This window comes from Halovibrio salipaludis (assembly GCF_002286965.1).
Lineage (GTDB): Bacteria > Pseudomonadota > Gammaproteobacteria > Pseudomonadales > Oleiphilaceae > Halospina > Halospina salipaludis.
In genome coordinates, this window is the sequence record NZ_NSKD01000001.1 from 121,576 (window position 1) to 148,102 (window position 26,527).

22 protein-coding genes are annotated in these 26,527 nt (G+C 63.4%); 12 read left to right on the plus strand and 10 right to left on the minus strand.

Going from position 1 to position 26,527, the window contains the following annotated elements:
- Window positions 1-20: 20 nt before the first annotated feature.
- From CK501_RS00640 to CK501_RS00665, 6 genes are all read right to left on the minus strand, one after another.
- Window positions 21-1,229: an NAD(P)/FAD-dependent oxidoreductase gene (locus tag CK501_RS00640; RefSeq protein ID WP_095615797.1), complete on the minus strand. Its 1,209-nt coding sequence runs from the start codon at window positions 1,227-1,229 to the stop codon at window positions 21-23.
- A 244-nt stretch (window positions 1,230-1,473) separates the two neighbouring features.
- A complete protein-coding gene (locus tag CK501_RS00645) occupies window positions 1,474-2,346 on the minus strand; it encodes an ABC transporter ATP-binding protein (RefSeq protein WP_095615798.1) in 873 nt (290 codons plus the stop codon).
- Between the two features lie 17 nt (window positions 2,347-2,363).
- Complete coding sequence (locus CK501_RS00650; RefSeq protein WP_198949335.1) at window positions 2,364-3,356, minus strand: ABC transporter permease; 993 nt, start codon at window positions 3,354-3,356, stop codon at window positions 2,364-2,366.
- 18 nt (window positions 3,357-3,374) lie between these two features.
- Window positions 3,375-4,754, minus strand: a complete 1,380-nt coding sequence (locus CK501_RS00655; RefSeq protein ID WP_095615799.1) for a CmpA/NrtA family ABC transporter substrate-binding protein — start codon at window positions 4,752-4,754, stop codon at window positions 3,375-3,377.
- A 299-nt stretch (window positions 4,755-5,053) separates the two neighbouring features.
- Complete coding sequence (locus tag CK501_RS00660; protein WP_158223001.1) at window positions 5,054-6,217, minus strand: CmpA/NrtA family ABC transporter substrate-binding protein; 1,164 nt, start codon at window positions 6,215-6,217, stop codon at window positions 5,054-5,056.
- The gene (locus CK501_RS00665) at window positions 6,210-6,836 is read right to left on the minus strand and encodes an ANTAR domain-containing response regulator (protein WP_095615801.1); all 627 of its coding nucleotides are present in this window, start codon (window positions 6,834-6,836) and stop codon (window positions 6,210-6,212) included. The genes CK501_RS00660 and CK501_RS00665 overlap by 8 nt, the downstream gene beginning before the upstream one ends.
- 301 nt (window positions 6,837-7,137) lie before the next feature.
- On the opposite strand from CK501_RS00665, the gene CK501_RS00670 reads away from it, so the two are divergent.
- The gene (locus CK501_RS00670) at window positions 7,138-9,792 is read left to right on the plus strand and encodes a nitrate reductase (RefSeq protein ID WP_095615802.1); all 2,655 of its coding nucleotides are present in this window, start codon (window positions 7,138-7,140) and stop codon (window positions 9,790-9,792) included.
- Here CK501_RS00670 and CK501_RS00675 read toward each other — a convergent pair.
- Window positions 9,743-10,921 carry an MFS transporter gene (locus CK501_RS00675; protein ID WP_095615803.1) on the minus strand — a complete coding sequence of 393 codons (1,179 nt, stop codon included), beginning with the start codon at window positions 10,919-10,921 and terminating at the stop codon, window positions 9,743-9,745. The two genes, CK501_RS00670 and CK501_RS00675, sit on opposite strands and share 50 nt — an antisense overlap.
- 40 nt (window positions 10,922-10,961) lie before the next feature.
- The gene (gene can, locus CK501_RS00680) at window positions 10,962-11,633 is read right to left on the minus strand and encodes a carbonate dehydratase (RefSeq protein WP_233128819.1); all 672 of its coding nucleotides are present in this window, start codon (window positions 11,631-11,633) and stop codon (window positions 10,962-10,964) included.
- Window positions 11,634-11,760: 127 nt separating this feature from the next.
- On the opposite strand from can, the gene CK501_RS00685 reads away from it, so the two are divergent.
- Entirely contained in the window at window positions 11,761-12,864 is a 1,104-nt protein-coding gene (locus tag CK501_RS00685; RefSeq protein WP_095615804.1) for an NnrS family protein, read from the plus strand.
- A gap of 1 nt (window position 12,865) precedes the next feature.
- On the opposite strand, the gene CK501_RS00690 is transcribed toward CK501_RS00685, so the two are convergent.
- Together CK501_RS00690 and CK501_RS00695 are read right to left on the minus strand one after the other, a co-directional pair.
- Window positions 12,866-14,083, minus strand: a complete 1,218-nt coding sequence (locus tag CK501_RS00690; RefSeq protein WP_095615805.1) for a cytochrome D1 domain-containing protein — start codon at window positions 14,081-14,083, stop codon at window positions 12,866-12,868.
- 4 nt (window positions 14,084-14,087) lie between these two features.
- Window positions 14,088-14,393, minus strand: coding sequence for a c-type cytochrome (locus CK501_RS00695; RefSeq protein ID WP_095616568.1), 306 nt, complete (start codon window positions 14,391-14,393; stop codon window positions 14,088-14,090).
- A 265-nt stretch (window positions 14,394-14,658) separates the two neighbouring features.
- Between CK501_RS00695 and CK501_RS00700 the strand changes: the two genes are divergently transcribed.
- The 10 genes from CK501_RS00700 to CK501_RS00745 all read left to right on the plus strand — a co-directional run bounded on the left by CK501_RS00700 (window position 14,659) and on the right by CK501_RS00745 (window position 26,515).
- Window positions 14,659-16,389, plus strand: a complete 1,731-nt coding sequence (locus tag CK501_RS00700; RefSeq protein WP_095615806.1) for a cytochrome D1 domain-containing protein — start codon at window positions 14,659-14,661, stop codon at window positions 16,387-16,389.
- A 14-nt stretch (window positions 16,390-16,403) separates the two neighbouring features.
- The gene (locus CK501_RS00705; protein WP_095615807.1) at window positions 16,404-16,868 is read left to right on the plus strand and encodes an Lrp/AsnC family transcriptional regulator; all 465 of its coding nucleotides are present in this window, start codon (window positions 16,404-16,406) and stop codon (window positions 16,866-16,868) included.
- A complete protein-coding gene (ahbB, locus tag CK501_RS00710; protein WP_198949336.1) occupies window positions 16,865-17,389 on the plus strand; it encodes a siroheme decarboxylase subunit beta in 525 nt (174 codons plus the stop codon). The genes CK501_RS00705 and ahbB (CK501_RS00710) overlap by 4 nt, the downstream gene beginning before the upstream one ends.
- Complete coding sequence (locus CK501_RS00715) at window positions 17,367-17,846, plus strand: Lrp/AsnC family transcriptional regulator (protein WP_095615809.1); 480 nt, start codon at window positions 17,367-17,369, stop codon at window positions 17,844-17,846. Before ahbB (CK501_RS00710) ends, CK501_RS00715 begins: the two co-directional genes overlap by 23 nt.
- A complete protein-coding gene (ahbB, locus tag CK501_RS00720; RefSeq protein WP_095615810.1) occupies window positions 17,821-18,336 on the plus strand; it encodes a siroheme decarboxylase subunit beta in 516 nt (171 codons plus the stop codon). Before CK501_RS00715 ends, ahbB (CK501_RS00720) begins: the two co-directional genes overlap by 26 nt.
- Window positions 18,337-18,345: 9 nt before the next feature.
- Complete coding sequence (nirJ, locus tag CK501_RS00725; RefSeq protein ID WP_095615811.1) at window positions 18,346-19,542, plus strand: heme d1 biosynthesis radical SAM protein NirJ; 1,197 nt, start codon at window positions 18,346-18,348, stop codon at window positions 19,540-19,542.
- 11 nt (window positions 19,543-19,553) lie between these two features.
- The gene (gene cobA, locus CK501_RS00730; protein ID WP_095615812.1) at window positions 19,554-20,399 is read left to right on the plus strand and encodes a uroporphyrinogen-III C-methyltransferase; all 846 of its coding nucleotides are present in this window, start codon (window positions 19,554-19,556) and stop codon (window positions 20,397-20,399) included.
- On the plus strand, window positions 20,396-21,964 hold the full coding sequence (locus CK501_RS00735; RefSeq protein ID WP_095615813.1) for a cytochrome D1 domain-containing protein: 1,569 nt from the start codon (window positions 20,396-20,398) through the stop codon (window positions 21,962-21,964). The genes cobA and CK501_RS00735 overlap by 4 nt, the downstream gene beginning before the upstream one ends.
- Before the next feature lie 79 nt (window positions 21,965-22,043).
- A complete protein-coding gene (locus CK501_RS00740; protein WP_095615814.1) occupies window positions 22,044-23,417 on the plus strand; it encodes an efflux RND transporter periplasmic adaptor subunit in 1,374 nt (457 codons plus the stop codon).
- The gene (locus CK501_RS00745; protein ID WP_095615815.1) at window positions 23,414-26,515 is read left to right on the plus strand and encodes an efflux RND transporter permease subunit; all 3,102 of its coding nucleotides are present in this window, start codon (window positions 23,414-23,416) and stop codon (window positions 26,513-26,515) included. Before CK501_RS00740 ends, CK501_RS00745 begins: the two co-directional genes overlap by 4 nt.
- Window positions 26,516-26,527 lie beyond the last annotated feature (12 nt).

Here is a 26,527-nt window from a genome sequence, read left to right on the forward strand (position 1 = left end):
GGTTGCCAGCGGGCAGCGACTCAGGCCGCCTCGCAGTATGCTTCGCCAAATGCCAGGCTCGCGCGCCAGGCACTGAGATCCGTTCCCCGGCTCAGGTGGTCGAAGAGCCAGGGGCCCATCGATGCATCGCCATACAGGACGGCACCGACGAGGCGGTTGTTCTTCAGGAGCAGGCGGCGGTACTCGCCACCGCGGCGGTCGTGGTAGAGGATGGATTCGGTCTCCCGGTCACGGGGTTCAATATCCCCGCACGAGAACACCGCCACGCCGCTGATCTTGAGCCGCGTTGCCACGGGCGCCTCGCGGTAGACGCGATGGCCGCCACAGAGCCGGTCGGCGAGCACCTCCGCCTGCCGGTAGACCGGCTCGACCAGACCGTAGGTGTGATCCCGGAACTGACAGCATTCCCCCAGAGCCTGGATGCACTCATCACTGGTCGTGAGCGTGGCGTCCACATGGATGCCGTGACCGCATTCGAGCCCGGCATACGCCGCGACGTCCCGGTTCGGCTGGGTCCCAGCGGCAATCACCACCATGTCCGCCGGCAGTTGACGGCCGTCTGAAAGGCGAACCGTCTCGACCCGCCCGTCGCCCTCGATGCGATCCACACCATTAGCCAGGTGGAGTGCCACTCCCCGCCGACGCAGCGCCTCCGCCAGCATGCCACCGGCGGTTTCGTCCAGCTGCCGGTTCAGGGGCCAGTGCCCCCGATGCACCACGGAGACCTTCATCCCCTGCGCTCTCAGGCCTTCGGCCGCTTCCAGCCCCAGGAAACCACCACCCAGAACAACGGCACTGCCCCCCTTCCGGGCGCACGCCGCCATCCACCGGGCGTCTTCGAGAGTCCTGAAACCGGTGACCCCCTCCAGCCCGGCGCCCTCGATCCCCGGTATGGCCGGACGGGAGCCGGTGGCGATCACCAGCCGGTCATAGGGGATCCGGTGGCCGGCCCGGGTGATCACGGCCTGTGCGGCGCGATCAATCCAGGCCGCGCCATCCCCCTGGTGCAGATGAACGCCCTGATTCGCGTACCAGCCAGGCGCTGCGAGCGGCAGTGCCTCCGTGGTGGTTTCCCCGGCCAGCCAGGGCGACAGCAGGATGCGGTTATAGGCCAGTGCCTGTTCGTCACTGACGACAGTGACACGCCAGCCGTGGCGTTCCCCTGCCAGCAACTCCAGGAGCCGTTGCGTGGCCATGCCGTGTCCGATGATGACGAGCTCTCCGCCCATTTCTGCCTCCGGGGGTCTGCCCCAACAAAAAAGGCGCCTGCCAACCTTCCCGCAGGAAGACCGATCAGGCGCCAGTGCCCTGTTGATCCGCAATGTCCGTGTCCTCAGACACACCTTTTGGTTAGCAGGTTGCATGCCAAAACTGAATACCCCGAAATATCAGCTACTTGACGAGCCCGGCCTGGCAGAAGAAGGACACTTCCGGACCCCTGCTGGTGCACACCCGGACACCGATGCACCAGAATCAGGCGTTCACAGCGCCCGAAGCCGATGGAGCATCCTCCTGCGTACCCCGAGCTTCACCCGTTTTCCTGGGCATCGGCGTCACCTTCTGCTGCTTCTCGTACAGGAAGCTCAGCACGGACTGGCGACAGCGGTTGTACTCGGCGCAGTCCGCCAGCGCCACGCGATCCCGCGGCCGCTCCAGCGGCACATCCAGAACCTCACCGATGCTCGCCGCGGGCCCGTTCGTCATCATCACGATGCGATCGGACAGCAGCACCGCCTCGTCCACGTCATGGGTGATCATGATCACTGTGCTGTTGAGCTCCCGCTGGATCTCCATGAGCGAATCCTGGAGGTGCGCCCGGGTCAGCGCATCCAGCGCCCCGAAGGGTTCGTCCATCAGCAGCACCTTCGGCTGCATGGCCAGGGCCCGGGCGATCCCAACCCGCTGGCGCATGCCGCCGGACAGCTCATCCGGGCGCTTATCCAGGGCATGGCCCATGTGCACCAGCTCCAGGTTGTGAATGACCCAGTCGCGGCGCTGCTGGCGTGTCATGGACTTGCGGAAGACCTGGCGTACGGCCAGCTCCACGTTCTGGTAGGCACTCAGCCAGGGCATCAGTGAATGGTTCTGGAACACCACGGCACGTTCAGGGCCGGGCTCAGTCACCTCACGGCCGTCCAGCAGACAACCACCCCGGGTCGCCCGCATCAGACCGGCCACGATGTTGAGCACCGTGGACTTACCGCAACCGGAATGACCGATCAGGGAAATGAATTCGCCTTCTGCCACGCGCAGATTGACGTCGTCCAGGGCTGTGAAGGTGCCACCCTTGATGGGAAAACCCATGCCCACGGAGGACAGTTCGAGATGGGGACGTGAATGACTCATGGTGTAACCTCCGTTGTTCAGTGTGTGGCGCTGGCGCGATCCCAGGAGAGCAGGCGCTGCAGCATCAGCATGCCGCGATCCAGCACCAGCCCGATCAGGCCGATGACGATCACGGCGACCATGATGCGGCCCAGTGATTCACTGCTGCCGTTCTGGAATTCATCCCAGACAAACTTGCCGAGACCCGGGCTCTGGGCCAGCATCTCGGCGGCGATCAGCACCATCCAGGCGATGCCCAGCGACAGGCGCAGACCGGTGAAGATCATGGGAATGGCGGAGGGCAGCACCACCCGCCAGACATGGGTGAAAAAGCCCAGCCGCAGGACCTGGCTGACGTTGCGCAGGTCCTGGCTGACCGCATTCACACCCATGATGGTATTCACGAGCGTCGGCCAGAGACTGCACAGCGAGACCGTAACCATGGATGTGATGAAGGCGCGCGATACCATCGGGTCTTCAACCGTGTAGGTGGCGGAGACCACCAGCGTCACGATGGGCAGCCAGGCCAGCGGTGAGACCGGCTTGAACACCTGGATCACCGGGTTCACCGCCTCGTACAGGTAACGGTTCAGGCCAACCACGATGCCCAGGGGAATCGCCAGCAGCGACGCCAGGAGGAAGCCCGAGAACACCGTGCCCAGGCTCGTCAGGATCTGGTCGATAAAGGTTTCCTTGCCGCTGTAGGGCCGGATCCGCACCTCGGCATCCGGATTGCGGGCCAGTATTTCGGCGTTGCGCTCCTTCTGCATCTCAATGAACTCAGCGGCTCGCCGCTGTTCATCGAGATGGTCTGCCCAGAGGTTGCCCGCCTGCGCCCAGACACCCGCCGGGCCGGGCAGACTGCCCAAAGAGGTGGTGACATTCTGGGCCGCCATCTGCCAGAGCAGCAGGAATGCGAGCACGCCCAACACCGGCATGCTCACGGCCCTGATGGCTCCCTGGGGACTGAACCCCGCCATCTGCTGTTTCATGAAGTCGGTGATCCGGGTCACCGTTGCTGCCTGTTGCATAGCGTCGCCTCCTGTTGATCAGGGCGTGTCATCGCCACTGAGGCCGATGTCGAAGCTGTTGATGTAGGCATTGGGCCTGCGGCCGTTGTAGGCCCGACCATCGATGAAGTCGTCCTGCACCGGCTTGAAACCGTCGATGGTGTCGAAATCGGGGAAATCCGACGCTTCCAGGGTGCCGTCAGCCACCAGCGAGCGCGCCGCTTTTTCATAGATGGCCGGTTTATAGACCTCGCGCGCCTTCTCCATGTACCAGTCATCCGGCTTCGGCTCCGGAATCTGGCCCCAGCGCCGCATCTGGGTCATGAACCAGATGGCATCGCTGTAGTAGGGGTAGTTGGCGTTGTGGCGGAAGAAGACATTGAAGTCCGGCTCCTCGCGCACATCGCCGGGTTCGTACTCGAAGGTGCCGGTCATGGAGTTGGCGATGACCTCTTCATCCGCTCCCACGTAGCGGGAATCCGAAAGGATCCCGACCGCCTCCTCACGGTTGGCGTTGCCGTTCTCATCCAGCCAGTGGGCCGCCCGGATCAGGGCCCGGAGCAGACGCAGGTGCGTGTTCGGGTTTTCTTCTGCCCATTCCCGGGTCACGCCAAAGACCTTCTCCGGGTTGTGGGGCCAGATGTCATGGTTGGTGACCACGGGCACCCCGATCCCCTTGGCCACGGCCTGCTGGTTCCAGGGTTCACCCACGCAGTAGCCCTGGATAGTGCCGGCCTCCATGGTGGAGGGCATCTGCGGCGGGGGTGTCACCGAGAGGCGGACATCCGCGCCGCTGCGACCGCTGTTATCGCCTTTCTGCGGCTCGTAGAAGCCGGGGTGGAGCCCGCCTGCCGCCAGCCAGTACCGGATCTCGTAATTGTGGGTGGACAGGGGGTAGACCATGCCCATGTCAAAGGACTCGCCCTGCGCCCGGGTTTCCTCCACCACCGGCTTGAGGGCCGTCGCGCTGATTGGATGGGCGGGTTTGCCGTCGTCGCGTTTCGGTACATTGGGCCGCATGGCCTCCCAGACATCATTGGAGACCGTGATGGCATTGCCGTTCAGGTCCATGCTGAATGCGGTCACGATGTCGGACTTGTTGCCACCAACCCCGATGCTGGCCCCGATGGGCTGGCCCGCCAGCATGTGGGCGCCGTCCAGTTCCCCCCGGGCTACCCGGTTCTGGAGCACCCGCCAGTTGGACTGGGCCTCCAGGTCCACGAAAAGCCCCTCGTCGAAGAAAAAGTGCTTTTCCTTGGCAATGGCCAGTGGGGCCATGTCCGTCAGCTTGATGAATCCCAGCTTGAGATCCAGTTTCTCGGGCGGCCCGACCTCTTCGGCACCTGCCGGCAATGCGCCCCAAAGGCCGGCCAAAAGGATTGCAACAATTCCGGACCCTGTCCGCCTCTTCCCGTTCATTGGACTGTCTCCCTATCAACAACCAAAAAAAAGCGCCTGCCCCCAGTCCGGGAGCAGGCGCCTTTGCCAATGCAATGCTCGTAATCTGTGGAGTGCAGCTCCTTCTGCACCCGGCCGCCACGCCGGTCCGTGCCATGGCAAACCGTCAACCTGTCCGTGGCACACCCAAGCCGAAGCAGGAAACGTGCCACTGATCTTTTATCCTGATTTTAAACGATTTTCCTGGAGCCCGATCCGCAAAAGACGATCATCCACGACCGAATCAGGTGCACCTGGCAGACCCCATGCACCGGCGCGGATCAGTCCCGACCGACGGACGCGATCAGGGCATCCGAAGCTACCTCAACCTCGCCCCGGACGCCTTCGACCACGAAGGGCTGACGGTGTTCCCCCTCGTCCTTATAGTCCATAACCGGCGCATCCAGGCCCAGGCTTTCCGCCACCTCGCGGTAGAGATCGGGGCGGAAGATGCTGTCGAGATCCGGTGTCTCCAGCAGCTGATCGCCCTGGTTGCGCAGACGCATACGCGACAGCAGCCATTCCGCCTGGGAAAGCCACGGGAAGTTCGCACTCTGACGGAAGAAGTGCTGCTGGACCCTGGGGTGGAATAGACATTCGCCCTGATCTCCGAGAGGCTCAATGGAACTGCCGAGGTAATGAGGGTGCACCAGTATGCGGTGGACGAGGTCGCAATTGACCGGATCATCCAGCCAGCGGCAGCAGCGGATCAGGGCGCGCATCAACGCACGCAGCTTTTCCGGGTTGGCCTGCCCCCAGTCACGACGAATACCCAGGACTTTCTCCGGCGCGTTCTGCCAGACCTGGCACCCCGTCGCCAGGATCTGGCCCAGCCCGTGATACTCCATCAGCGAATTCCAGGGCTCACCGACACACGCCAGATCAACACTGCCGTAGGCCAGTGCGGTCATCATCTCCGGCGGCGGCACCGTCACCAGCTCCAGACCCGGCCCGGGCGACAGTCCAGCACTGGCAAGCCAGTCGAGCAGCTGCAGGTAATGAGTGGACCAGGCGTAGACAATGCCCAGCCTTATCGGTTCATGGCTTGCGGCGGCGACCCGGGCCAGGGCATGCGCCGCCTCGGAGGGATCGGAGAGATCAAAGCCTGTGGCCGCCAGCTGCTCATAGAGCGCCCGCCTGGCCGTGATGGCATTGCCGTTACGGCTGAGCACCATAGGGCTGATGACCGGGCACGGCGGCGCTCCGAGGCCCATATTGATGGCCAGGGCCATGGGCCCGAGCATCTGGGCGCCATCCAGCATTCCAACGCCGACACGATCCCGCAGACTGGACCAGGAGGGCTGGCGGTGGAGACTGACTTCCAGGCCCTCTTCGGCAAAAAACCCCGCTTCCTGGGCCAGGATAAGGGGAGCAGCATCCAGCAGGGGAATGAATCCGAGCCGGATGCTGTCGTCCGCTTCCGTCACCTTCATCCAGTCAGTCATCCATCGCCTCCGGAGTGCCTTCCCCCTCGCCCCCATCCAGTGCCTCGATCAGCTGGCGGGCCACCTCGCTGAGTTTCTGGTTCCGGTCCATCGCCAGTTTGCGCATGCTGTGGAACGCTTCATCTTCCGAACACTTCTTCTGCTTCATCACCAGCCCCTTGGCCCGTTCGATGTCTTTCCGGTCCTCCAGCGCCGTTCGCGTCTCCTCCAGCTGATGACGCAGTGACTGGAAAGCCTCGAAACGCGCCACCGCCACATCCACGATCGGCTTGACCCGATGCTGTTCCAGTCCGTCCACGATGTAGGCGCTGACACCGGCGTTAACGGCCTGCTGGATCGTATGACTGTCGCTGTCATCACTGGCGAAGAACACCACTGGCCGGGGCGCGTGCTCATTGAGGGCGGACATGGACTCGAGGGTATCCCGGTCCGGTGAATCCATATCGATGATCACCACGTCCGGTTCCTCCTGGGCGACGGCCGCCACCAGCCCACGGGTGCTGCTGCGCTGACCCACCACCTCGTAGCCCTCGGAGGTCAGCGCTTCACACACCATCGCTGCCCGTTCCGGCTCGTTGTCCACCAGCATGACACGCACACCACTCTGATCCGCCGACATGCTCCATCCTCAGCGTCGATTCGCGCCATTGTGAAGCAAAAGCCACGCCAGCCCCCGACCCCATGAAACCGGGCTCAATCGCCGGATTCAACGGAGCGAGCGCCCCAATGCAGTGCAATCTGCCCCGAAACAGGACAGTGCCGGGCTCCCACCCCCCTGATTGGGGCCACTTCAGGCAGGCATGGGAAATGCTTGTGTGAACGGAGAACCAACGCCATCACAGACCACGGGTACCGAAGCCCGGTCACCGGCACCGAATCCGTGCCGGGGCCGGGCTTCTTCTGTTCAGGGAGCATCCATCATGGGCTGCAAAACCACATGCCCCTACTGCGGCGTCGGCTGCGGTGTCGACGCAACCATCAACGGCAATGGGCTCGATCCGGTACGGGGTGATCCAGACCATCCCGCCAACACGGGGCGGCTGTGCGTGAAGGGATCGGCCCTGCATGAAACCCTCGGCTCCCAGGGTCGGCTGACCCGTCCGCGCATTCAGGGGCGGGATACGGACTGGGACCAGGCGATACAGTACCTGGGAACGGAACTGACCCGCCTCAGGGACGAACGGGGTGGTGACTCGATCGCGTTCTACCTCTCCGGCCAGCTCCTCACCGAGGACTACTACGTGGCCAACAAGTTCGCCAAGGGCTTCATCGGCACCCCGCACGTGGACACCAACTCACGGCTGTGTATGTCCTCGGCGGTCGCCGCCCACAAACGCGCCTTCGGCGAGGATGCGGTACCGGGCTGCTACGAGGACCTGGAGCTGGCCGACCTGGTGGTACTTGCCGGCGCCAACCCGGCCTGGAACCATCCGATCCTGTACCAGCGCATGCAGAAGGCAGGCGCCGAGCGGCCCGAAAGGCGCATGGTGGTGATCGACCCCCGCCGGACCGCGTCCCGTGAGCAGGCCGACCTGCACCTGGCCCTGCGGCCAGGCACCGATACCATCCTCTGGAACGGCCTCCTGGTCTGGCTCGCTGACTCGGGCGCATGGGATCACGCCTGGGTGGAGGCCCACTGCAGCAGCCCCGAGGCCGCTCTCGAGGCGGCCCGGGAGAGCGCGCCCAACCCGGAAACGGTTGCCGAGCGGTGCGACCTGGCTGTGGCGGACGTTCAAACCTTCTATGAATGGTTCGCGACGACTCCGCGCACCACCAGCTTCTGGTCCCAGGGGCTGAACCAGAGCCGCTCCGGCACGGACAGGGCCAACGCCATCATCAACTGCCACCTGGCCACCGGCCGCATCGGCCGACCCGGCGCTACGCCCTTCTCCGTAACCGGCCAGCCCAACGCCATGGGTGGACGCGAGGTCGGCGGGCTTGCCAATCAGCTGGCCGCACACATGGACTACGACACCCCCGGTGCACGGGAAGCCCTGGCCCATTTCTGGCAGGCGCCGGCATTGCCGGAGGAGCCGGGCCACAAGGCCGTTGCCCTCTTTGAGGCCATAGAGCGCGGCGACATCCAGTGCGTCTGGATCATGGCCACCAACCCGCTGGTCTCGCTCCCGGACCCGGAGCGGGCCCGCCATGCACTGGCGCAGTGTCCGCTGGTCATTGTCTCGGACTGTGTAGCCGATACCGATACCCTGGCCCTGGCGGATGTCGCCCTGCCGGCCATGGGCTGGGCCGAGAAGGACGGCACCGTGACCAATTCCGAACGCTGCATCTCACGCCAGCGCGGCCTGATTCCGGCCGTCGGCGAGGCGCGCCCGGACTGGTGGATCATCAGCGCCGTGGCCCGGGCCATGGGATTCAATGCAGCGTTTGACTATGCCGGCCCCGCAGCGATCTTCCGGGAACACGCCCTGGTCTCGACCCTTTCCGGTGACCCGAAACAACAATTCAATCTGGGCGCACTTGCCACCCTTTCCGACCGCGACTATGACGCCATGACACCGATCCAATGGCCAGTCACACCGGAACACCCCCGTGGTCGTGAACGGTTGTTCCAGGACGGTGTTTTCGCCACACCGGACGGCCATGCCTGCTTCATCCCCATTCACCCCAAAGGACCAGCAAGGGGGCCCACGGTAACCACCCCCCTGCGGGTTACCAGCGGCCGCATCCGCGACCAGTGGCATACCATGACCCGCACCGGGCGCGCAGCACGTCTGCTCCAGCATCTGTGTGAACCTTTCATCGAGGCCCACCCGGACGACCTCGCTGCTCACGATCTCGCGGATGGCGACCTGGCCTGGCTCAGCAACGGCCAGGGTCGGTACCTGGGTCGAACCAGGGCCAGTGACGGTATGCGGCCGGGTGAGGTATTCGTGCCCATCCACTGGAACCACCAGTTCACCACGAACGGACTGGCTTCCGCGCTTTTCCCCAGGGTTATCGACCCGCTTTCCGGCCAGCCGGAAACCAAGCACGCCACCGCCGCATTGCTGCCCTTCAACGCCCGCTGGCATGCCCGGTTACTGGGCGGACAGCCGGAGCAGTGGCCTGAAGGCCTCTACTGGGCCCGGGTGCCGATGGAACAGACAACCTGCTGGCACCTGGCCGGCAACAGCCCCATCCCGGACTGGCCCGGCACTGCGCGCCAGTGGCTGGGAGGTGAACCTGACTCGGAGATGCGGGACCCCAGGGCCGGGCGTTACCGGGCAGCCTGGTATCACGGCGATCAGCTGCAGGCGGTGCTGCTGGTGGAACCCGGGAATGACTTCCCCGGCCTCGACTGGCTGGACAGCCTCTTCCAGGCGCAACCACTGGATGACGGTACACGGCGCCGCGTCCTGGCAGGCAGGGACAGCGACCAGCCGGACCCCGGCCCCATCATCTGTTCCTGCTACCAGGTGGGCGAACGCCGGATCGAGGAGGCACTGGCGGAGGGCTGTGACTCGGTATCCGACCTCGGCAAGGAGCTGGGCTGTGGCACCAACTGCGGTTCCTGCGTACCGGAACTCAGGCAGTTGGTGGAACAGTCCCTGCCCGAACCCTCAGGTGATGGATGAGCGCCAGTGTGCCCGCCACCGGCCCCAGCAGGTAGAAGGCGACCATGGCCTGATCCGGAACCAGTTCCAGCATCAGGCCACCGAAAAGCGTGCCGCTGCCGAAACCGATGGTATGGACACTGATCAGGCGCCCCGAGACCTGCCCCTGGGCATCCGGGCGCCGAGCCCGCAGGATGCTGCCGTACCAGGGCGCGGCCAGGGTAAGCCCGGCGGTGATCAGGCACACGGCTACCCCCACACCGATCACGCTGGGCGAAGCCGCCAGCAGTATGCCACCCAGGGTGAACACGCTGAGCCAGAGACCACCCAGGATTCGAGGCATGGGCGACAGCCAGCGGTTCCCCAGGGGCCCGGCGAGGACCGCAGAAACTGACGCCACCATCAGCACCGTCCCCGTCCACTGGGAGGCGGTTACCGAATCGAGATCTGCCAGGTTCTGGATGTAGGGCCCCAGGGCAAACTGGAGCTGCCCTACCCAGAGGGTGATCACGAACCCAAGGGCATACAGGGGCCAGTCCTCGTTCCAGGGCGGTGCCACGGCGCTTTCGCGATTGCCGGAGGACTCCGGCGCCACACCCGCGGCGAAATACCACTGCATGAGCCACAGGGCCACGCCCAGCAGAACAATCAGGACCAGCCCCAGCGGCAGGCTCCATATCGCCGCCAGCGCCACGATGCCCGGACCCATGACACGCCCGGCATGGGTTGAGGCCTGGATGTAGGCCAGTGTCTCCGGCCATTGGGCAACCGGCTTGTCCGCCAGCGCGAAACGCTGGGCAGAGGGGAATACGCCGCCGGTGGCAATGCCGTAGACCAGGCGCGTCGCGATGGCGATGGCCGCAATCCAGAGGGGAGACGACAGGGCAAGGATGGCCAGGATCAGAAGACCATAACAGACCACCACCAGCCCCATGGTGAGGCGCATCACCGGCAGGGCCCCGTGACTGTCCGTACGCCGGCCCCAGACCGGGCTGCTCACGGCCACCAGGATCAGGCTGGCAGCAACCAGCACCGACCAGAAAACGGGCGGCAACCCGGTGCGTTCAATGATCCAGGGCAGGGTTGCCAGCAGCGAGGACTGGAACAGCCCCATGACGGTGACGGTGGCAACCGCCAGAAACAGCTTCATGCGGGCTCCCGCCGCTGATGATGAGGACCACGCAACAGGGTCATTCCTGCGGCATGGGCGCCCCCTGGCTCAGACGCTCCACGGCCTGCCGACACTGTTCATCAAGCTCGCCAGTGCTGCGGACGCCCAGACCCATATCCCGCAGACGGCCATCCTCCAGACCATAGATGCAGCCGTGAACGGAGAGCTCCTGGCCGCCCCGCCAGGCATCCGCCACCACCGTGGTGCGGCAGACATTGGCAACCTGCGCCACCACGTTCAGCTCGCAGAGCTTGTTAACGGCGGCCATCTCATCCGGCTGGGCCGCCAGCAGTTCCCGGTGGTCCGCAGCGACGTTCTGGATGTGGCGCAGCCAGTTGTCGATCAGCCCCAGGTGGGCATCCTGATACGCCGCCTTGACGCCACCGCAGCCGTAATGGCCGCAGACGATCACGTGCTTCACCTTCAGGACTTCCACGGCGAACTGCAGGACCGACAGCAGGTTCAGGTCGGTCTGCACCACCACATTGGCCACATTCCGGTGCACGAACAGCTCGCCGGGCATCAGCCCCACCACCTGGTTAGCGGGAACCCGGCTGTCGGCACAGCCGATCCACAGGTATTCCGGCGCCTGCTGCTGGGAGAGCCGCTCAAAGAAATCCGGATCCTGCGCCAGTGTGTCCTGGACCCACTGCGCGTTGTTATCGAACAGATGCTTGAGTGCTGTTGCCAATATTCCCCCTAATCCGTCTGTGACCGTCAGCCCCATCTTACCGGGCAGCCGACCCACGTGGAACCGGATTGCGGGCCTCACCATTAACATTTATATTTACTGAATCTTTTAAGGGAATGGAGCCAGCATGCCCCGCAGCCGCGAAAAACGCCTGAAAAGCCACCGCTTTTTCTTTCCGGCCGCCTGCCTCCATGCGGCCATCGCGCTGCCGTTGTCCATGGCCGCCATGCTGGCCGGCTGGAGCTGGGCTCCCGGTCTGGCGGGCGGCCATCATGGTCACGAGATGGTGTTCGGCTTTGCCCTGGCGGTGATTGCCGGCTACACCCTTGGCCCTCAGCCCAAGCGCTGGCTGGCGGCGCTGTTCGGGCTCTGGCTGACTGCACGTCTGGGCTATGCCCTGGCACCCGGATTCTGGCTGAGCCAGCTGCTCAGCCCCGCATTCGCCCTGTTGCTGGCCTGGCGGGTGGTCCCACGCTTCAATGCCGCCAAGAAATGGCGCAACCGCATGCTGGTGCCGCTGATGGTGAGCCTGTGCGGGCTTCCCCTGCTCTGGCTGATGCTGCCGCTCCTCCCGGTGCCGGAGGCCACCACACTGCTTTACACCGGGGTAACCCTGCTGCTGCTTCTGATGACCTTCATGAGCGGGCGACTGATCGCCCCGGCTGTGGCGGGCACCCTGGAGAAGCGTGGCATTACGCAGGAAGCACGGGTCCAGCCGCGGATCGAGGCCGCCCTGATCCTGATGCTGGGCCTGGCGGCCGCCCTGACCCTGCTGCCGCTGCCTGTATTGCCCTCAGGCGCTCTTCTGGCCGCCGCCGGTATCCTGATCCTGATCCGCACGGTCCGCTGGCGGCTCTGGCTGTGCCTGGACCGGCCGGATCTGTTGGGTCTGGCGCTGGGAACAGTGTGGCTGGCAGCCGGCGCCCTGGGCATGGGCCTGGCGTGGCTGCTCGGCCGGGATCCATCGGCGCTGCTTCACTTGATTACAGTGGGCGCGCTGGGAACCCTGACCATTGGTGTGATGCTGCGGATCCACTATCACGCCATCCGCCGCCAGCCGCCGCCTTCAGGCGTTCTCATGGCGACCCTGGCCCCCGTGGCACTAGCGGCACTGGCACGGCTGGCAGCAGGACCAGTCCCCTGGAGTACCCCGGGACTGCTCTGGACGGCGGCCGGTGCCTGGTCACTGGCCTATGCGTTCACCGCGGGGGCGCTGCTCCTGAGCCGCTGAATTACAGCCCGAGCCGATGAGCCCGGCTGGTAAAAAAGATACCACTGGGTTTCTTGGCTTCCAGTGTGGTGATCTTTTCCAGCGTCCCAGTGTCATAGACAGTAACGCGGTTGCTGTCCCTGGCGGAAATCCATACCTCTTCACCACGTGGACTGAACTCCATATGCAGTACAGCCTCGCCGGGCTCCAGGGTACGGATGACTTCCGATGTCCGGGAATCAATAACCTGAACCACATCATTATCGGGGTGGGCAAAGCTCACCCAGATCTGACGGTGATCCGGGCTAGCCATGACGAAAACCGGCTGTCCCTGAACCGGAATCCGTCCCTCAGGGGCCCAGTCTTCCATCGATATCTCCAGCACCTTATGCGCCCCGACCGCCGGTACAAAAGCACGATCCCCGGCAATGGCCCAGCCTTCGAGATGGGGCATCTTGTAAACGGGCCGCCGTTCATCATTCCTGCCGTAATCAGAGAGAATGTGGCGAACCCCTTCATCCGGGTTCCAGAGATCCAGAAGAGACAGGCCGTCCTCCCCATACAGACCCGCTATATACCAGCGCCCCTGGCCGGTGATGAGAGCATCATAGGGTTTATCCCCCGCCTCACGGCGAACAACCCGGGGCTCGTCGTGGCTCATGTCCAGAATCCAGATCTCGCCGGCATCAAAAAGACTGAACACGAATCGATTGCCAGGTGCGTCCACAAGCCCAACGGTTTTGGAGCGGTGGGTTTCGCCGTCCTCTCCCTCATAGTGGGCGGGGATACTGGCGACCTGCTCCAGGCTCCCGCTGTCGAAGACCTTCACGCCACCCGGCTCGTAATTGGACACCGCCAGATACTCACCATCCTGGGAAATGGCACCCCCAATGCTGTTGCCCGCCTGAACAATCCGCCGGTCTATGGATCCGGTCAAAAGATCAACTTTGGTCAGACCGCCGTCCCGGCCAAAAACATAGCCATAGCGACCATCCCGGGAATAGACAACGGAAGCGTGGGAAAGGTTGCCGAGACCCTCTACCCGCTCCAGGACCGTCTTTTCCGTGGTATCCACGACCAGCACCGACCCGGAGGCCCGCTCAATGATGAGCCCGAGATCGCCGGTTCCCCGCAGTTCCCGGGGATCAGTCGGGGATTCCGTTAGAAGCTGACATCCGGCGAGAAGTACTGCACTGAAAAGCAATCCCACCAGGCGTAGTGGCTGACGCATTGATTCCATGGGGTCACCTCGGGTCGTCGTTGTTGAGCAGAGCCCCGGATTTGAGCTTCTCGCTGATCCAGCGGATTTCATGTTCGCTCAGGAGATCCTTCCAGGGCGGCATGGCAGTGTCAGGAGTGCCATGACGGATTATGGTGGCAATCGCCTCGACCGACAGCCGCTCCAGCTCCTCGGGGCGCAATGCTGGCCCCAGCCCTCCTCCAAGCCGCAACCCGTGACAGGAGCCACAGTCCTGGACAACCAGGTTGCGCAATTCCGAAGCGTCAGGCTCGCTGGCTTGCACAGGCAGGACCGTAACGACTGACCCCATGAACACTGCAGCTGTTGTCTTTCCGAAAAAACGGCCCATAAGGCCACCCTGTCACTGCTGGCTCTTCATTTTTTAAGCCTGAACAAAGCACCCGCTAATTTCATTGATTTTAATTAAATGTTCTTTTCTGGCCTGACAAAGAATGAATACCTCTCTGTGGGTATTAGAGCTCGGATTCCAAGGACGATGACTTTCCTCAATGAATACAACATGAACAAAAAGAAATATGTCACATGTATTAATTGGCACCGAGGAGAGCAGGCCGATGAACACAGCGACCCCCTTTTTCAAACCCATGATGCTGGCTGTCGCCATAGCGACGGCAGCCAGCATGCCCGTCCACGCTTCGCCCCAGGAGGACGATGAAAGCTCCGGAGCGGCCTACAAAGGGGCGCCCAGCGCTGTGGATCCCGACTCCACAAGGGATCTTATGACGACCGAGGGCGCTCCGGACATGACCAAGGAGAATTTCAAGGAAGCCAAGCAGATTTTCTTTGACCGGTGTGCCGGCTGCCATGGTGTGCTCCGCAAGGGCGCCACCGGTAAGCCGCTCACTCCGGATATCACCCAGGAAAGGGGGCTTGCATACCTGAAGGCTTTCATCAACAGCGGATCACCCGCCGGCATGCCGGCCTGGGGGAAATCCGGCGAACTGACTGATGAGCAGGTTGAGATGATGGCGAAATACGTCATGCATGAGCCGCCGGAGCCCCCCGAGTTCGGTATGGAGAAAATGCGTGAAAGCTGGGAGGTCTACGTACCCCCGGAAGAGCGGCCCACCGAGCCACAGAATGACCTGAACCGGGAAAACCTGATGAGTGTGACCCTGCGTGATGCGGGTCAGGTTGCACTGATCAGTGGCGACACCAAGGAGATCGTTGAAGTCATTGAAACCGGCTACGCGGTTCACATCTCACGCATGTCCGCATCGGGACGCTACGTCTTCGTCATTGGCCGCGATGCCCGCGTGACCATGATCGACCTCTGGATGGAAGAACCCGCCAAGGTGGCCGAGATCACGGTTGGTCTTGAAGCCCGTTCGGTGGAAACCTCCAAGTTCGAAGGCTACGAGGACGACCTGGCCATTGCCGGCAGCTACTGGCCACCCCAGTACACCATCATGGATGGCGAAACCCTCGAGCCGAAGAAGATCGTTTCCACCCGCGGGATGACGGTCAACGAACAGGAATACCATCCGGAGCCACGCGTGGCCGCCATTGTGGCCTCCCACGAACATCCGGAGTTCATCGTCAACGTGAAGGAAACCGGCAAGATCAAACTGGTGAACTACAAGGATCTGGACAACCTCTCGGTGACCACGATCGACTCGGCGCCCTTCCTGCATGATGGCGGCTGGGACCGGACCAAGCGCTACTTCCTCACCGCTGCCAATGAATCCGACAAGATTGCGGTAGTCGACTCGAAGGATCGCGAACTGGAAGAGCTCGTCAACGTGGGTAATATCCCCCATCCGGGTCGTGGCGCGAACTTTGTGGATCCTGAATACGGCCCCGTCTGGGCGACATCCCACCTCGGCGACGCAAGCGTTCAGCTGATCGGCACTGATCCTGAGAACTACCCGGAACATGCCTGGGAAGTAGTCCGCACGCTTGAGGGTCAGGGCGGCAGCTCGCTGTTCATCAAGACCCATCCGGAATCGGACAACCTCTGGGTCGACAATCCTCTCAACCCCAATGACAAGATCAAGCAGAGCGTTGCTGTCTTTGACATCAACAACCTGGATGAGGGTTACGAGGTTCTGCCGATCGCTGAGTGGGCCGACCTGGGCGAAGGACCCAAGCGCGTTGTTCAGCCTGAGTACAACAAAGCTGGTGACGAGGTCTGGTTCTCGGTCTGGAACGGCAAGGAACAGGAATCCGCCCTGGTGGTTGTGGACGACAGGACCCGTGAACTGAAGAAGGTGATCAAGGACGAACGCCTAGTCACGCCGACAGGCAAGTTCAACGTCTACAACACACAGCACGACGTGTACTGAGCCCGGGTGAGCTGATGCAACTGGATGCGACTGACAGACGGCTGATTGACCGCTACCAGAAAGGGATGCCCATCACATCCCGCCCCTTCCTGGCAATGGGCGAGGAGCTGGGCATCCCCGAAGAAGCGGTCATTGGCCGGCTGGAGGCGCTCCAGGCGCAACAGGCCATCAGCCGTGTGGGACCCGTCTTTGAACACAGCCGCGCGGGCGCCAGCCTGCTCGCGGCTGTTGCTGCACCCAAAGAGGACATTGATCAGGTTGCCGACCGGATCAACCACTTCCCGGGCATCAATCACAACTATGCCCGGGAACACGAATTCAATCTCTGGTTCGTCATGACGGCTCCGGATGAGAAAACCCTGGAGACGCGACTGGATGAGCTGGAGAAGACACTGGCACTGCCCTTTCTGAGGCTGCCAATGGTTGAGGCCTATCACATCGACCTCGCCTTCAACATCGACTGGGAGGCATTGCCATGAGCCATATGCCCCTGGCGGTTAACCCGTCCCTGAACCATGCGCAGAAACTGCTGATCCTGCGCCGACGGCTCGAGACCGGACTTCCGCTCTGCCCGAGGCCCTACCGGGCGCTGGCGGTAGAGTGCGGCCTCACGGAACAGCAGGTGCTTGAGGCCACCAGTGAATGGCAGGCCAACGGACTGATTAAGCGGATGGGTCTGGTGGTGCGCCATCGCACCCTGGGGTATCGCGCCAATGCCATGGTGGTCTGGGACATCCCCGATGAGAAGGTTGCGGCCGTTGGCCACGCCCTTGCGGAGGAACCCTTCGTGACGCTCTGTTACCAGCGTCCCCGGCAGCGCCCGGACTGGCCTTACAACCTGTTCTGCATGATCCATGGCACGGATCGGGAGCAGGTTCGGGAGCAGCTCCGGCAGCTGCGTGAACGCCATGGTCTTGAGAATACGGACCATGACGTCCTGTTCAGCCGCAAGGCCTATCGACAGTGCGGAGGCCGCTATGTCGGTGATGCAAACGCCTGAAAAAACGCCCGGACTGAGCGACACCGAACGGGCCATTCTCAATCGTCTCCAGGACGGCCTGCCCCTGGTTCCGAATCCCTATGCGGCCGTCGCCGGGGAGCTCGGCATCGCTGAAGACACGCTGCTGTCGCACCTGCGCTCCATGCTGGACTCCGGCCTACTGACCCGCTTCGGCCCCATGTTCCATGCCGGGGAGATGGGTGGGGGCCTGACCCTGGCCGCCATGTCCATTCCAGAGGCGGACTTCGAAACCGTCACCGAACAGGTCAACAGCTTCCCGGAAGTTGCCCATAACTACCGTCGGGAGCATGACCTGAACATGTGGTTTGTACTGGCGACCGAGCAGGAGGAGGCCATTCCCGAGGTTATCCGGGAGATCGAGTCAACGACCGGGTACACGGTCTACAACATGCCCAAGGAGGAGGAGTTCCATGTCAACCTCCGCTTCTACGTCTGAATCAACGGCCCTGGGCAGCCTGGACCGGGAGCTGATCGTCGCCACCCAGCAGGGGTTACCGCTGGTCTCCAACCCCTGGGAAGAGGTGGGCGAACGGATCGGCATCAGTGGCGACGAGGCCCTGGCGCGATTCCAGCGCCTCCAGGCCAACGGCGTGCTGCGCCGTGTCGCCGCCGTGCCCAACCACTACCGGCTGGGCTACCACTACAACGGCATGACGGTCTGGGACGTGGACGATGAGCAGGTCCGTGAGCTGGGCCAGGCAACAGGGGAACTGCCCTTTGTCAGTCACTGCTACCGGCGACCACGACACCGGCCACTCTGGCCCTACAACCTCTTCGCCATGGTGCACGGCACCAGCCGGGACGAAGTGGAAACCAAGGCCGAACGTATTCACGAGCTGCTGGGCGATGCCTGCCGCGGGCACCAGATCCTGTACAGCTCCGCAATCCTGAAAAAGACCGGATTGCGCCTTCAGCGCAAACGATAAGGGGGCGCCATGTTCAGAATGACCCGTTACATCAAGAGCCTGATGCACCCCACCCCGGTTCCGCCACCGGCGCGGCCGCCGGGACCCGTGGTCATCTGGAACCTGATACGGCGCTGCAACCTCACCTGCAAGCACTGCTATTCCGTGTCTGCGGACATTGATTTCGAGGGTGAACTGGAAACCGATGAGGTCTACACCGTCATGGACGACCTCAAGAGTTACGGCGTACCGGTACTGATCCTCTCGGGCGGGGAGCCCCTGATGCGTCGGGACATCTTCGAGATTTCCCATCGCGCCAAGCAGATGGGGTTCTATGTGGGTCTGTCCACCAATGGCACCCTGATCACCGAGGACAACATCGAGCAGATCGCGGCCGTGGGTTATGACTACGTCGGCATCAGCATCGACGGCCTGGAAGCCACCCATGACTGGTTCCGCCAGAAGCAGGGGTCCTTTGCCGACTCCATGCACGCCGTGAAACTCTGCCGCCAGGCCGGCATCAAAGTGGGCCTGCGCTTCACCCTCACCCAGGACAACTTCCACGAACTGCCGGATATTCTGCGGCTTCTGGACGAGCACGATATCGACAAGTTCTACCTGTCCCACCTGAACTATTCCGGGCGCGGGGGACGCAACCGCAAGCGCGACACCTGGTACGACATGACCCGCCAGGCCATGACCATGATGTTCGATCACTGTCACCGGGAACTGCAGCAGGGCATCGAGCGCGAGTACGTCACCGGCAACAACGACGCCGACGGCCCCTTCCTGATCGAGTGGGCCCGGGAGCACTACCCGGACCAGGTGGATGCGCTCTGGCAGCGCCTCGTGAACTGGGGCGGCAACTCCTCCGGCGTGAACATCGCCAACATCGACAACCTGGGTAACGTCCATCCGGATACGTTCTGGTGGAACTACACCCTGGGCAACGTCCGGGAAACGCCGTTCTCACAGATCTGGAGTGACGAAAGCGATCCGTTGATGGCCGGATTCCGCCAGCGGCCACGGCCGGTAAAAGGACGCTGCGGGGACTGCCATTACCTGCCGGTATGCAACGGCAACACCCGTGTGCGCGCCTATAACGTCTCCGGGGATTTCTGGGAAGAGGACCCCGGCTGTTACCTGACCAATCAGGAAATCGGAGTAGCCGAAAGCGACCGCCGGGTTGCCACGCCAGCGGTGGAGATTCCAGTCCATAACCTTTGAAGGAGCGCCGTATGGACAACACCAACCAGAAAAAGCGCCTGGTGGAATTCCAGCTGGCGGAGCCTCCCTTCCGGGCCGGAGATGTCGCCATTGTAGGCGCCGGCCCGGGTGATCCCGGTCTCCTCACCCTGCGCGCGCTGATGCTCATCCAGCAGGCCGACGTGATCCTCCACGACCGCCTGGTCTCTCCCCAGGTGATGGAGCTGGTGAACCCGTCAGCGGAATGCCTTCACGTCGGCAAGTCCAGCGGCAACCACTGTGTGCCGCAGGCGGACACCAACGCGCTCCTCGTTGCCCGAGCGCAACAGCAGCAACGGGTGGTCCGGCTCAAGGGCGGCGATCCCTACATCCTGGGCCGCGGTGGCGAGGAAGCGGAGTACCTGATGGAACACGGCGCTCACTTCCAGGTGGTACCGGGGATCACCTCGGCCTCCGGGTGCGCGTCGCATTGCGGCATCCCCCTCACCCACCGGGACCATGCGCAGAGCGTGACCTTCGTAACCGGCCACCGCAAGGCGGACCAGAGCCTGGACCTGGACTGGGAGGCCCTCGCAAGCCCCAACCAGACACGGGTCTTCTACATGGGCCTGAGCAATGCCAGTACCATTACCGAAAACCTGATGCATCATGGTGTCCACGGCAGTTGCCCCGTGGCCCTGATCGAACGGGGTACAACCAACCAACAGCGCGTGGCCGTGACCTCGCTCGCCGAGCTTCCGGCTACCGCTGAGCACGATCAGTTCCAGCCACCAACACTCATTATCGTAGGGAGTGTCGTCGCACTGGCGGACAGGCTAAGGCCATCCTGCAACACACCAGACCGCCTACCGATGGTCGGGGCTTACCAGGGAGTATGATCTTGAAACCCACCCTTACCAACGCTGTATTGCTCTGCCTGCTGGCAACAGCTCCGGTACTGCAGGCCAGCAACAGTGAGCCCGATTCCACGCAATCGCTCTATCAACAACACTGTGCCGCCTGCCACGGCTCTGACCGGATCGGCGTCACCGGGCCCGCACTGCTCCCCCAGAACCTTGGGCGGCTTTCAGAGGAGGACGCCGAGAGCGTCATCCGCAACGGCCGCCCTGCCACCCAGATGAGTGGTTATGATGAGGTCCTCTCAGACAATGAGATTACCCGCCTGGTGGACTTCATCTATAGCGAGCCGGACAACGATCTGGACTGGTCCCCGGATGCCATCAAGGCATCACACCGGGTTCCCAACCCTGCTGATACGCTCGACCCGTTCCCGATCTACGTGGCGGACCTGATGAACCTGTTCCTGGTGGTCGAAAAAGGTGACCACCATGTCACGCTCCTCGACGGGGACCGTATGGAGCCGATCACCCGTTTCCCGACCCGTTTCGCCCTGCACGGCGGCCCCAAGTACAGCCCGGATGGCCGCTTCGTCTATTTCGGCTCCCGGGACGGCTGGATCACCAAGTACGACCTGTACAACCTCAGGGTCGTGGCCGAGATCCGGGCCGGCATCAATATGCGCAACATTGCCGTCTCCGCGGATGGTGAGTACGTGCTGGCCGCGAACTACCTGCCCCACACCATGGCCCTGTTTGATGCCGAGGATCTCAGCCTGATGGAAGTGATTCCGGCTGCGAGGCCGGATGACAAAGCCTCCTCCCAGACCAGCTGGCACAGCCTGGAATACCAGGACAGCATCCCGCAGAAAATGGAAAGCTCCCGCGTCAGTGCCGTCTACACCGCGCCGCCCAGGGACAGTTTCATTGCCGCCCTCAAGGACATTCCCGAGGCCTGGGAAATCCGGGTGGTGGATGACGAGGCGCAGGTGCGGCGCATGGAGACCGAAACCCACCTGGATGATTTCTTCTTCGACCCGGACTACCAGCACCTGATCGGCGCCGCGCGCGACGGCAAGCAAGGCCATGTGATCGACCTAGACACCGGCGACACCGTGGCCACCCTGCCCCTGCCCGGCATGCCGCACCTGGGCTCCGGCATCACCTGGGAATACGAAGGCCGACGCGTCATGGCCACGCCCCACTTCCGCACCGGCGCGGTGTCCATCATCGACATGCAGAACTGGAAAGTCCTCAAGACACTGGAGACCGAGGGCCCCGGTTTCTTCATGCGCAGCCACGAGAATTCCCGCTATGCCTGGGTGGACGTGTTCTTCGGCCCCAACAGTGACAAGGTCCATGTAATCGACAAGCAGACCCTGGAAATCGAGAAAACGCTCCAGCCGGCGCCGGGCAAGACCTCCGCCCACGTGGAGTTTGATCGTCACGGGGAGAAGCTGCTGCTCAGCATCTGGGACGATGAGGGCGCGGTGATCGTCTACGACGCCGACACCCTGGAAGAACTCAAGCGCATTCCCATGAAGAAGCCTTCCGGCAAGTACAACGTCTGGAACAAGACCCAGTACGAAGAGGGGACCAGCCACTGACTAACGGATATCATTGTGAAAAGGCGCTGACCGGCCTTACTCTATTAGGCCATGCTTAATTACACTCAGGGAGCGCCCATTGGCCACGTCGCTACGCCGCAAGAATGCACTGATCGTGGGCCTGTCGCTGCTGGCGGGCATCGCCTTTGTGGTGGTAATGGCCAACCTCAGGCCGGGGCCGGAACAATCTGGCGCTGGCGCTCAAACCCGCAATGTCAGGGTGATGCCCATCACCCCCATGCCCTTCCGGGTTGAGGCGCAGGGTTACGGCAACGTCCGGGCCGCCCGCCCCTGGCAGGCGGTTGCCCGCGTCGGTGGGCGCATCACGCATCGCCACCCCGATCTGGAAAGCGGCAACCTGATTGAAGAGGGAACCGAACTGCTGCGGATCGACCCGACCCGATACCGGCTGGCCGTCACCAGCGCCGAGGCGGATCTTGCCTCTGCCCGCAGCAGCAAACGCGAACTTGAACAGAAAGCCGCCAATACCCGGATGCTGCTGGAGCTGGAAAAGGAACGCCTGGCCCTGGCGGAAAAGGAGCTGGAGCGGGTGCGCAACCTCGCCGAGAGGGACGCGGTCTCCCGCACCCGGGTGGACGAACAGGAACGCGCCACCCTCCAGCAGCGCCAGGCCGTGCAGTCCCTGGAGAATGAGCTTGCGCTGATCCCGAGCCAGCGGGACAACCTCAACGCCCGGATCGCCCGCGCCGAATCCGCCCTGGAACAGGCCAGGCAGGATCTCGAGGACACACGTTTCACGGCGCCGTTTGACGTGCGCATCCACGAAGCCGGGGTGGAACAGCACGAGGAAGTTCGCCCGGGCCAGACCCTGTTCAGGGCTGATGGCATCGCCAGGGCCGAGGCGGTCATTCAGCTGCCGATCGCCCAGCTGCGCCGCCTCATGCGACAGCTTCCGGATGCGCCCGAGGCAACCCATGGTGAGGGCCTGCTGGATCTTCACCGGCGCACTGACCTCAGCCGGATCAGCGCCCGGCTCTCCCTGGCCGGTGACCCGGACACCACCTGGGATGCCAGGGTCACGCGCATTGCCAGCGGCCTCGATCCCGGGACCCGCACCGTCCAGGTGGTTCTGAGCGTGGAGGAGCCCTACCGCAGCGCCAATCCGCCGGAACAGCCGCCCCTGGTGCGGGACATGTACGTTCAGGGAACCCTGGCCCTTGAGACGCCCGATGACGTTATCGTGGTTCCCTCCGCCGCCATCCATGAGGACAGGGCCTATCTGGCGGACGACCAGGACCAGCTGGAACGTCGCAGCGTCTCGGTAGCCTGGAGCCAGAATGATCTCGCCGTCATTGATGACGGCCTTAAGCCGGGGGAACGGCTCATCCTGGATGACCTGGTTCCGGCCATCGAAGGGACGCCGCTCAGCCCCACCCGCGATGACAGCGCACTGGAAACCATCCGCACGCAGGCCCGGGGTTCCACGCCATGATCCGCTGGTTTGCCGCCCACCCCACGGCAGGCAACCTGCTGCTGATACTGATCCTGGCCGTTGGGCTCTTTTCCGCGCCCAACCTCAAGCGCGAGACCTTTCCCGATTATCGCCCGCCGGAAGTCAGCATCAGCATGGAGTACCGGGGCGCAACGGCCGCGGATGTAGAAGAGGCCATCTGCCAGCGCTTCAACGACGCCCTGCAGCGGGTGGACAACATGGAGGAGCTCAGCTGCACGGCCCGGGACAACATGGCCCAGGCCGTGGCCAGCATGGAGCGCGGCGGCGACATGGGGCGTTTCCTCGACGACATCCGCACCGCCATCGAGGCCCTGCAGGACCTGCCCGAAAGGGCCGAGGACCCGATCATCGAGCAGCGCCACCGCACCGACCTGGTCGCCGCCCTCGCCGTCTCCGGCCCCATGTCGTTCAATGACCTGGAAACCTACGTGGATGACCTGGAGGACCGGCTGCTGCGCCTCGATGGCGTGGCGGATGTGGTGACCCAGGGGCTGTCACAGCGGCAATGGCAGGTGGCCGTGTCCCGGGACCAGCTGCGCCAGTATGGCCTGGCCGCAACGGATATCGCCGCAGCCCTGCAGCGCCAGAACCTGGACCTGCCATTGGGTACCCTGGAGACCGAGCGCCAGGACGTCCAGCTGCGATTCGTGGACCAGCGCCGCCGCGCTGAAGACCTGAACAACATCCGCGTGATCAGCGGCCAGAGTGGCGCCGAGATACGCCTGGGTGAGATTGCCGACGTTTCCATTGACCACGAGCGGGCCGAGGAACGCGTCCTTTTCAACGGCGAGCGCGCCATTATCCTGGAGGTGCACAAGAACCTGAGCGCGGACTCGCTGCGCGTGATGGACGCCCTCCAGGACTTCCGGCAGCAGGAGCTCGAAGCCCGGAACGGCACCGTCAACCTTGAACTGACCCAGGACATGACCTCCATCGTCCGCGACCGCCTGCAGATGCTGGTGGAGAACGGCATCTTCGGGCTGATACTGGTGGGCCTGGTCCTGAGTCTCTTCTTCCGCCCGCGCCTGGCGCTCTGGGCCCTGTTCGGCCTTCCCGCGGCATTTGCCGGGGCCTTTGCGGTGATGCTGGCAACCGGGCTCACCCTGAACATGGTCACGCTGGTGGCGCTGCTGATGGCCATTGGCATTGTCATGGACGATGCCGTGGTCATTACCGACAACATTGCCGCCAGCGCCTCGCCCGATCGTTCGACCCTGGAAGCCGCGACCCAGGGCGCCCGGCAGGTGTTGCCCGGTGTCATGTCGTCCTTTCTCACCACCGCCTCCATATTCCTGCCACTGTCCTTCCTGGCCGGAGAAATGGGCGCGGTGCTCGAAGTACTGCCGGTTGCCCTTCTCGCAGCCCTAGCAGCCAGCCTGGTCGAAGCCTTCTGGATCCTGCCCCATCACCTCAAGGGCAGCCTCCGGAGCCTGAAAAGCGCCACTCAATCCAGGTTCCGGGCCGGCTTCACCCGGCGCTTTGAAGCACTACGGGAACACAGCGGACGTCTTGCCGACCGGGCCATAAAGGCCCGTTACACGGCCCTTGCGCTGATGCTTCTGTTCCTGTTCGGCTCCGTCGGCGCAATCAGCTATGGGATGATCAAGATGGAGGGTATGCCGGATATCGACGGCGACGTGCTGGAGGCACGCATTCTCATGCCCCAGGGCACGCCACTGGCGCGCACCAAGGCAGTTGCTGACAGGGTCAGCGGTGCCATGGAGTCCATCGGCCAGGACCTCACTCCGGAGCAGCCCGGGGAACAGCCCCTGGTAGAGAATATCCAGACCCGCTTCAACCACCACGCCAGCGCCGGGGAAACCGGCCCGCATATCGCCACCGTGATGGTGGACCTTCTCACCGCAGAGCGGCGCACCACGGACCTGGCCACCCTGACGGAGCGCTGGTATGAGGCCATCGGGCCGGTGGATGGCCTGGTCAGCCTCAACATCCAGGAACCCGGTTTCGGCCCCGCCGGCATTCCCATCGAGATCCGCCTCCACCACGAGGATCTGTCCACACTGAAGCAGGCCGCAACGGACCTTTCCACGGCCATCGGGGATTACACCGGCACCCTCAACATCATGGACGACCTTCGCCCGGGCAGGCCTCAGCGACAGCTGTCGCTGAAGGAAGGCGCGCTGGCGCTGGGCATTGATGCCCGAGATGTGGCCAACCAGGTGCGCACCGGTGTGCTCGGTGACATCGTGGACAGCGTCCAGGTGGGTGACCAGTATATCGAGGTACTGCTGCGCCAGACCGATACGGAACGCAACACCCTGGATTTCCTGGAGGACAGTGTTGTCTTCAGTGCCAATGACCGTCCGGTCCCGCTGACCGAGGTGGCCCACATCGAAACCGCAAGGGACTGGGGGCAGATCACGCGGATTGACGGACTGCGCACCGCCACGGTCACCGCGGACGTCGACACCCGTACCGCCAATGCCGGCGCCATTGTCGGTGAGCTGGGCGGCACAACCTTTGCCGAACTCAAAGACCGCTACCCCGGCCTCGGCATCACGGTGGAGGGCCAGACGGCACGCTCCAAGGAAACCGGCCAGTCCATCGCCCGGGGCCTTCTGATCGGGCTCCTGGGGATATTCCTGATCCTGTCCTTCCAGTTCCGGAGCTACATCGAGCCACTGATCGTGATGCTGGCGATCCCCGTCGCCTTCATGGGCGCCATCTGGGGCCACATCCTGATGGGCTACAACCTCACCACACCCTCGCTGGTCGGGGCCGCCTCACTGTCCGGGATCGTGGTGAACAATGCCATCCTGCTGGTGCAGTTCATCCGCATCCACCGGGAGAGTGGGCTGGACGCGCTGAGCGCGGCACGGCAGGCCAGCCGCGACCGCTTCCGGGCCATCTTCATCACCTCCAGCACCACCATCGCCGGCCTGCTGCCGCTGCTGGCCGAAACCAGTACCCAGGCGATGGCGATCAAGCCACTGGTGATTTCCGTGGTCTTCGGACTGCTCATCTCCACGGTGCTGATTCTCATCGCGTTGCCGGCGTTCTACATCATCCTGAACGATCTCAAGCTGACCGCCACGGAGGCGGAATCCAGCCCATGACACACCACCATC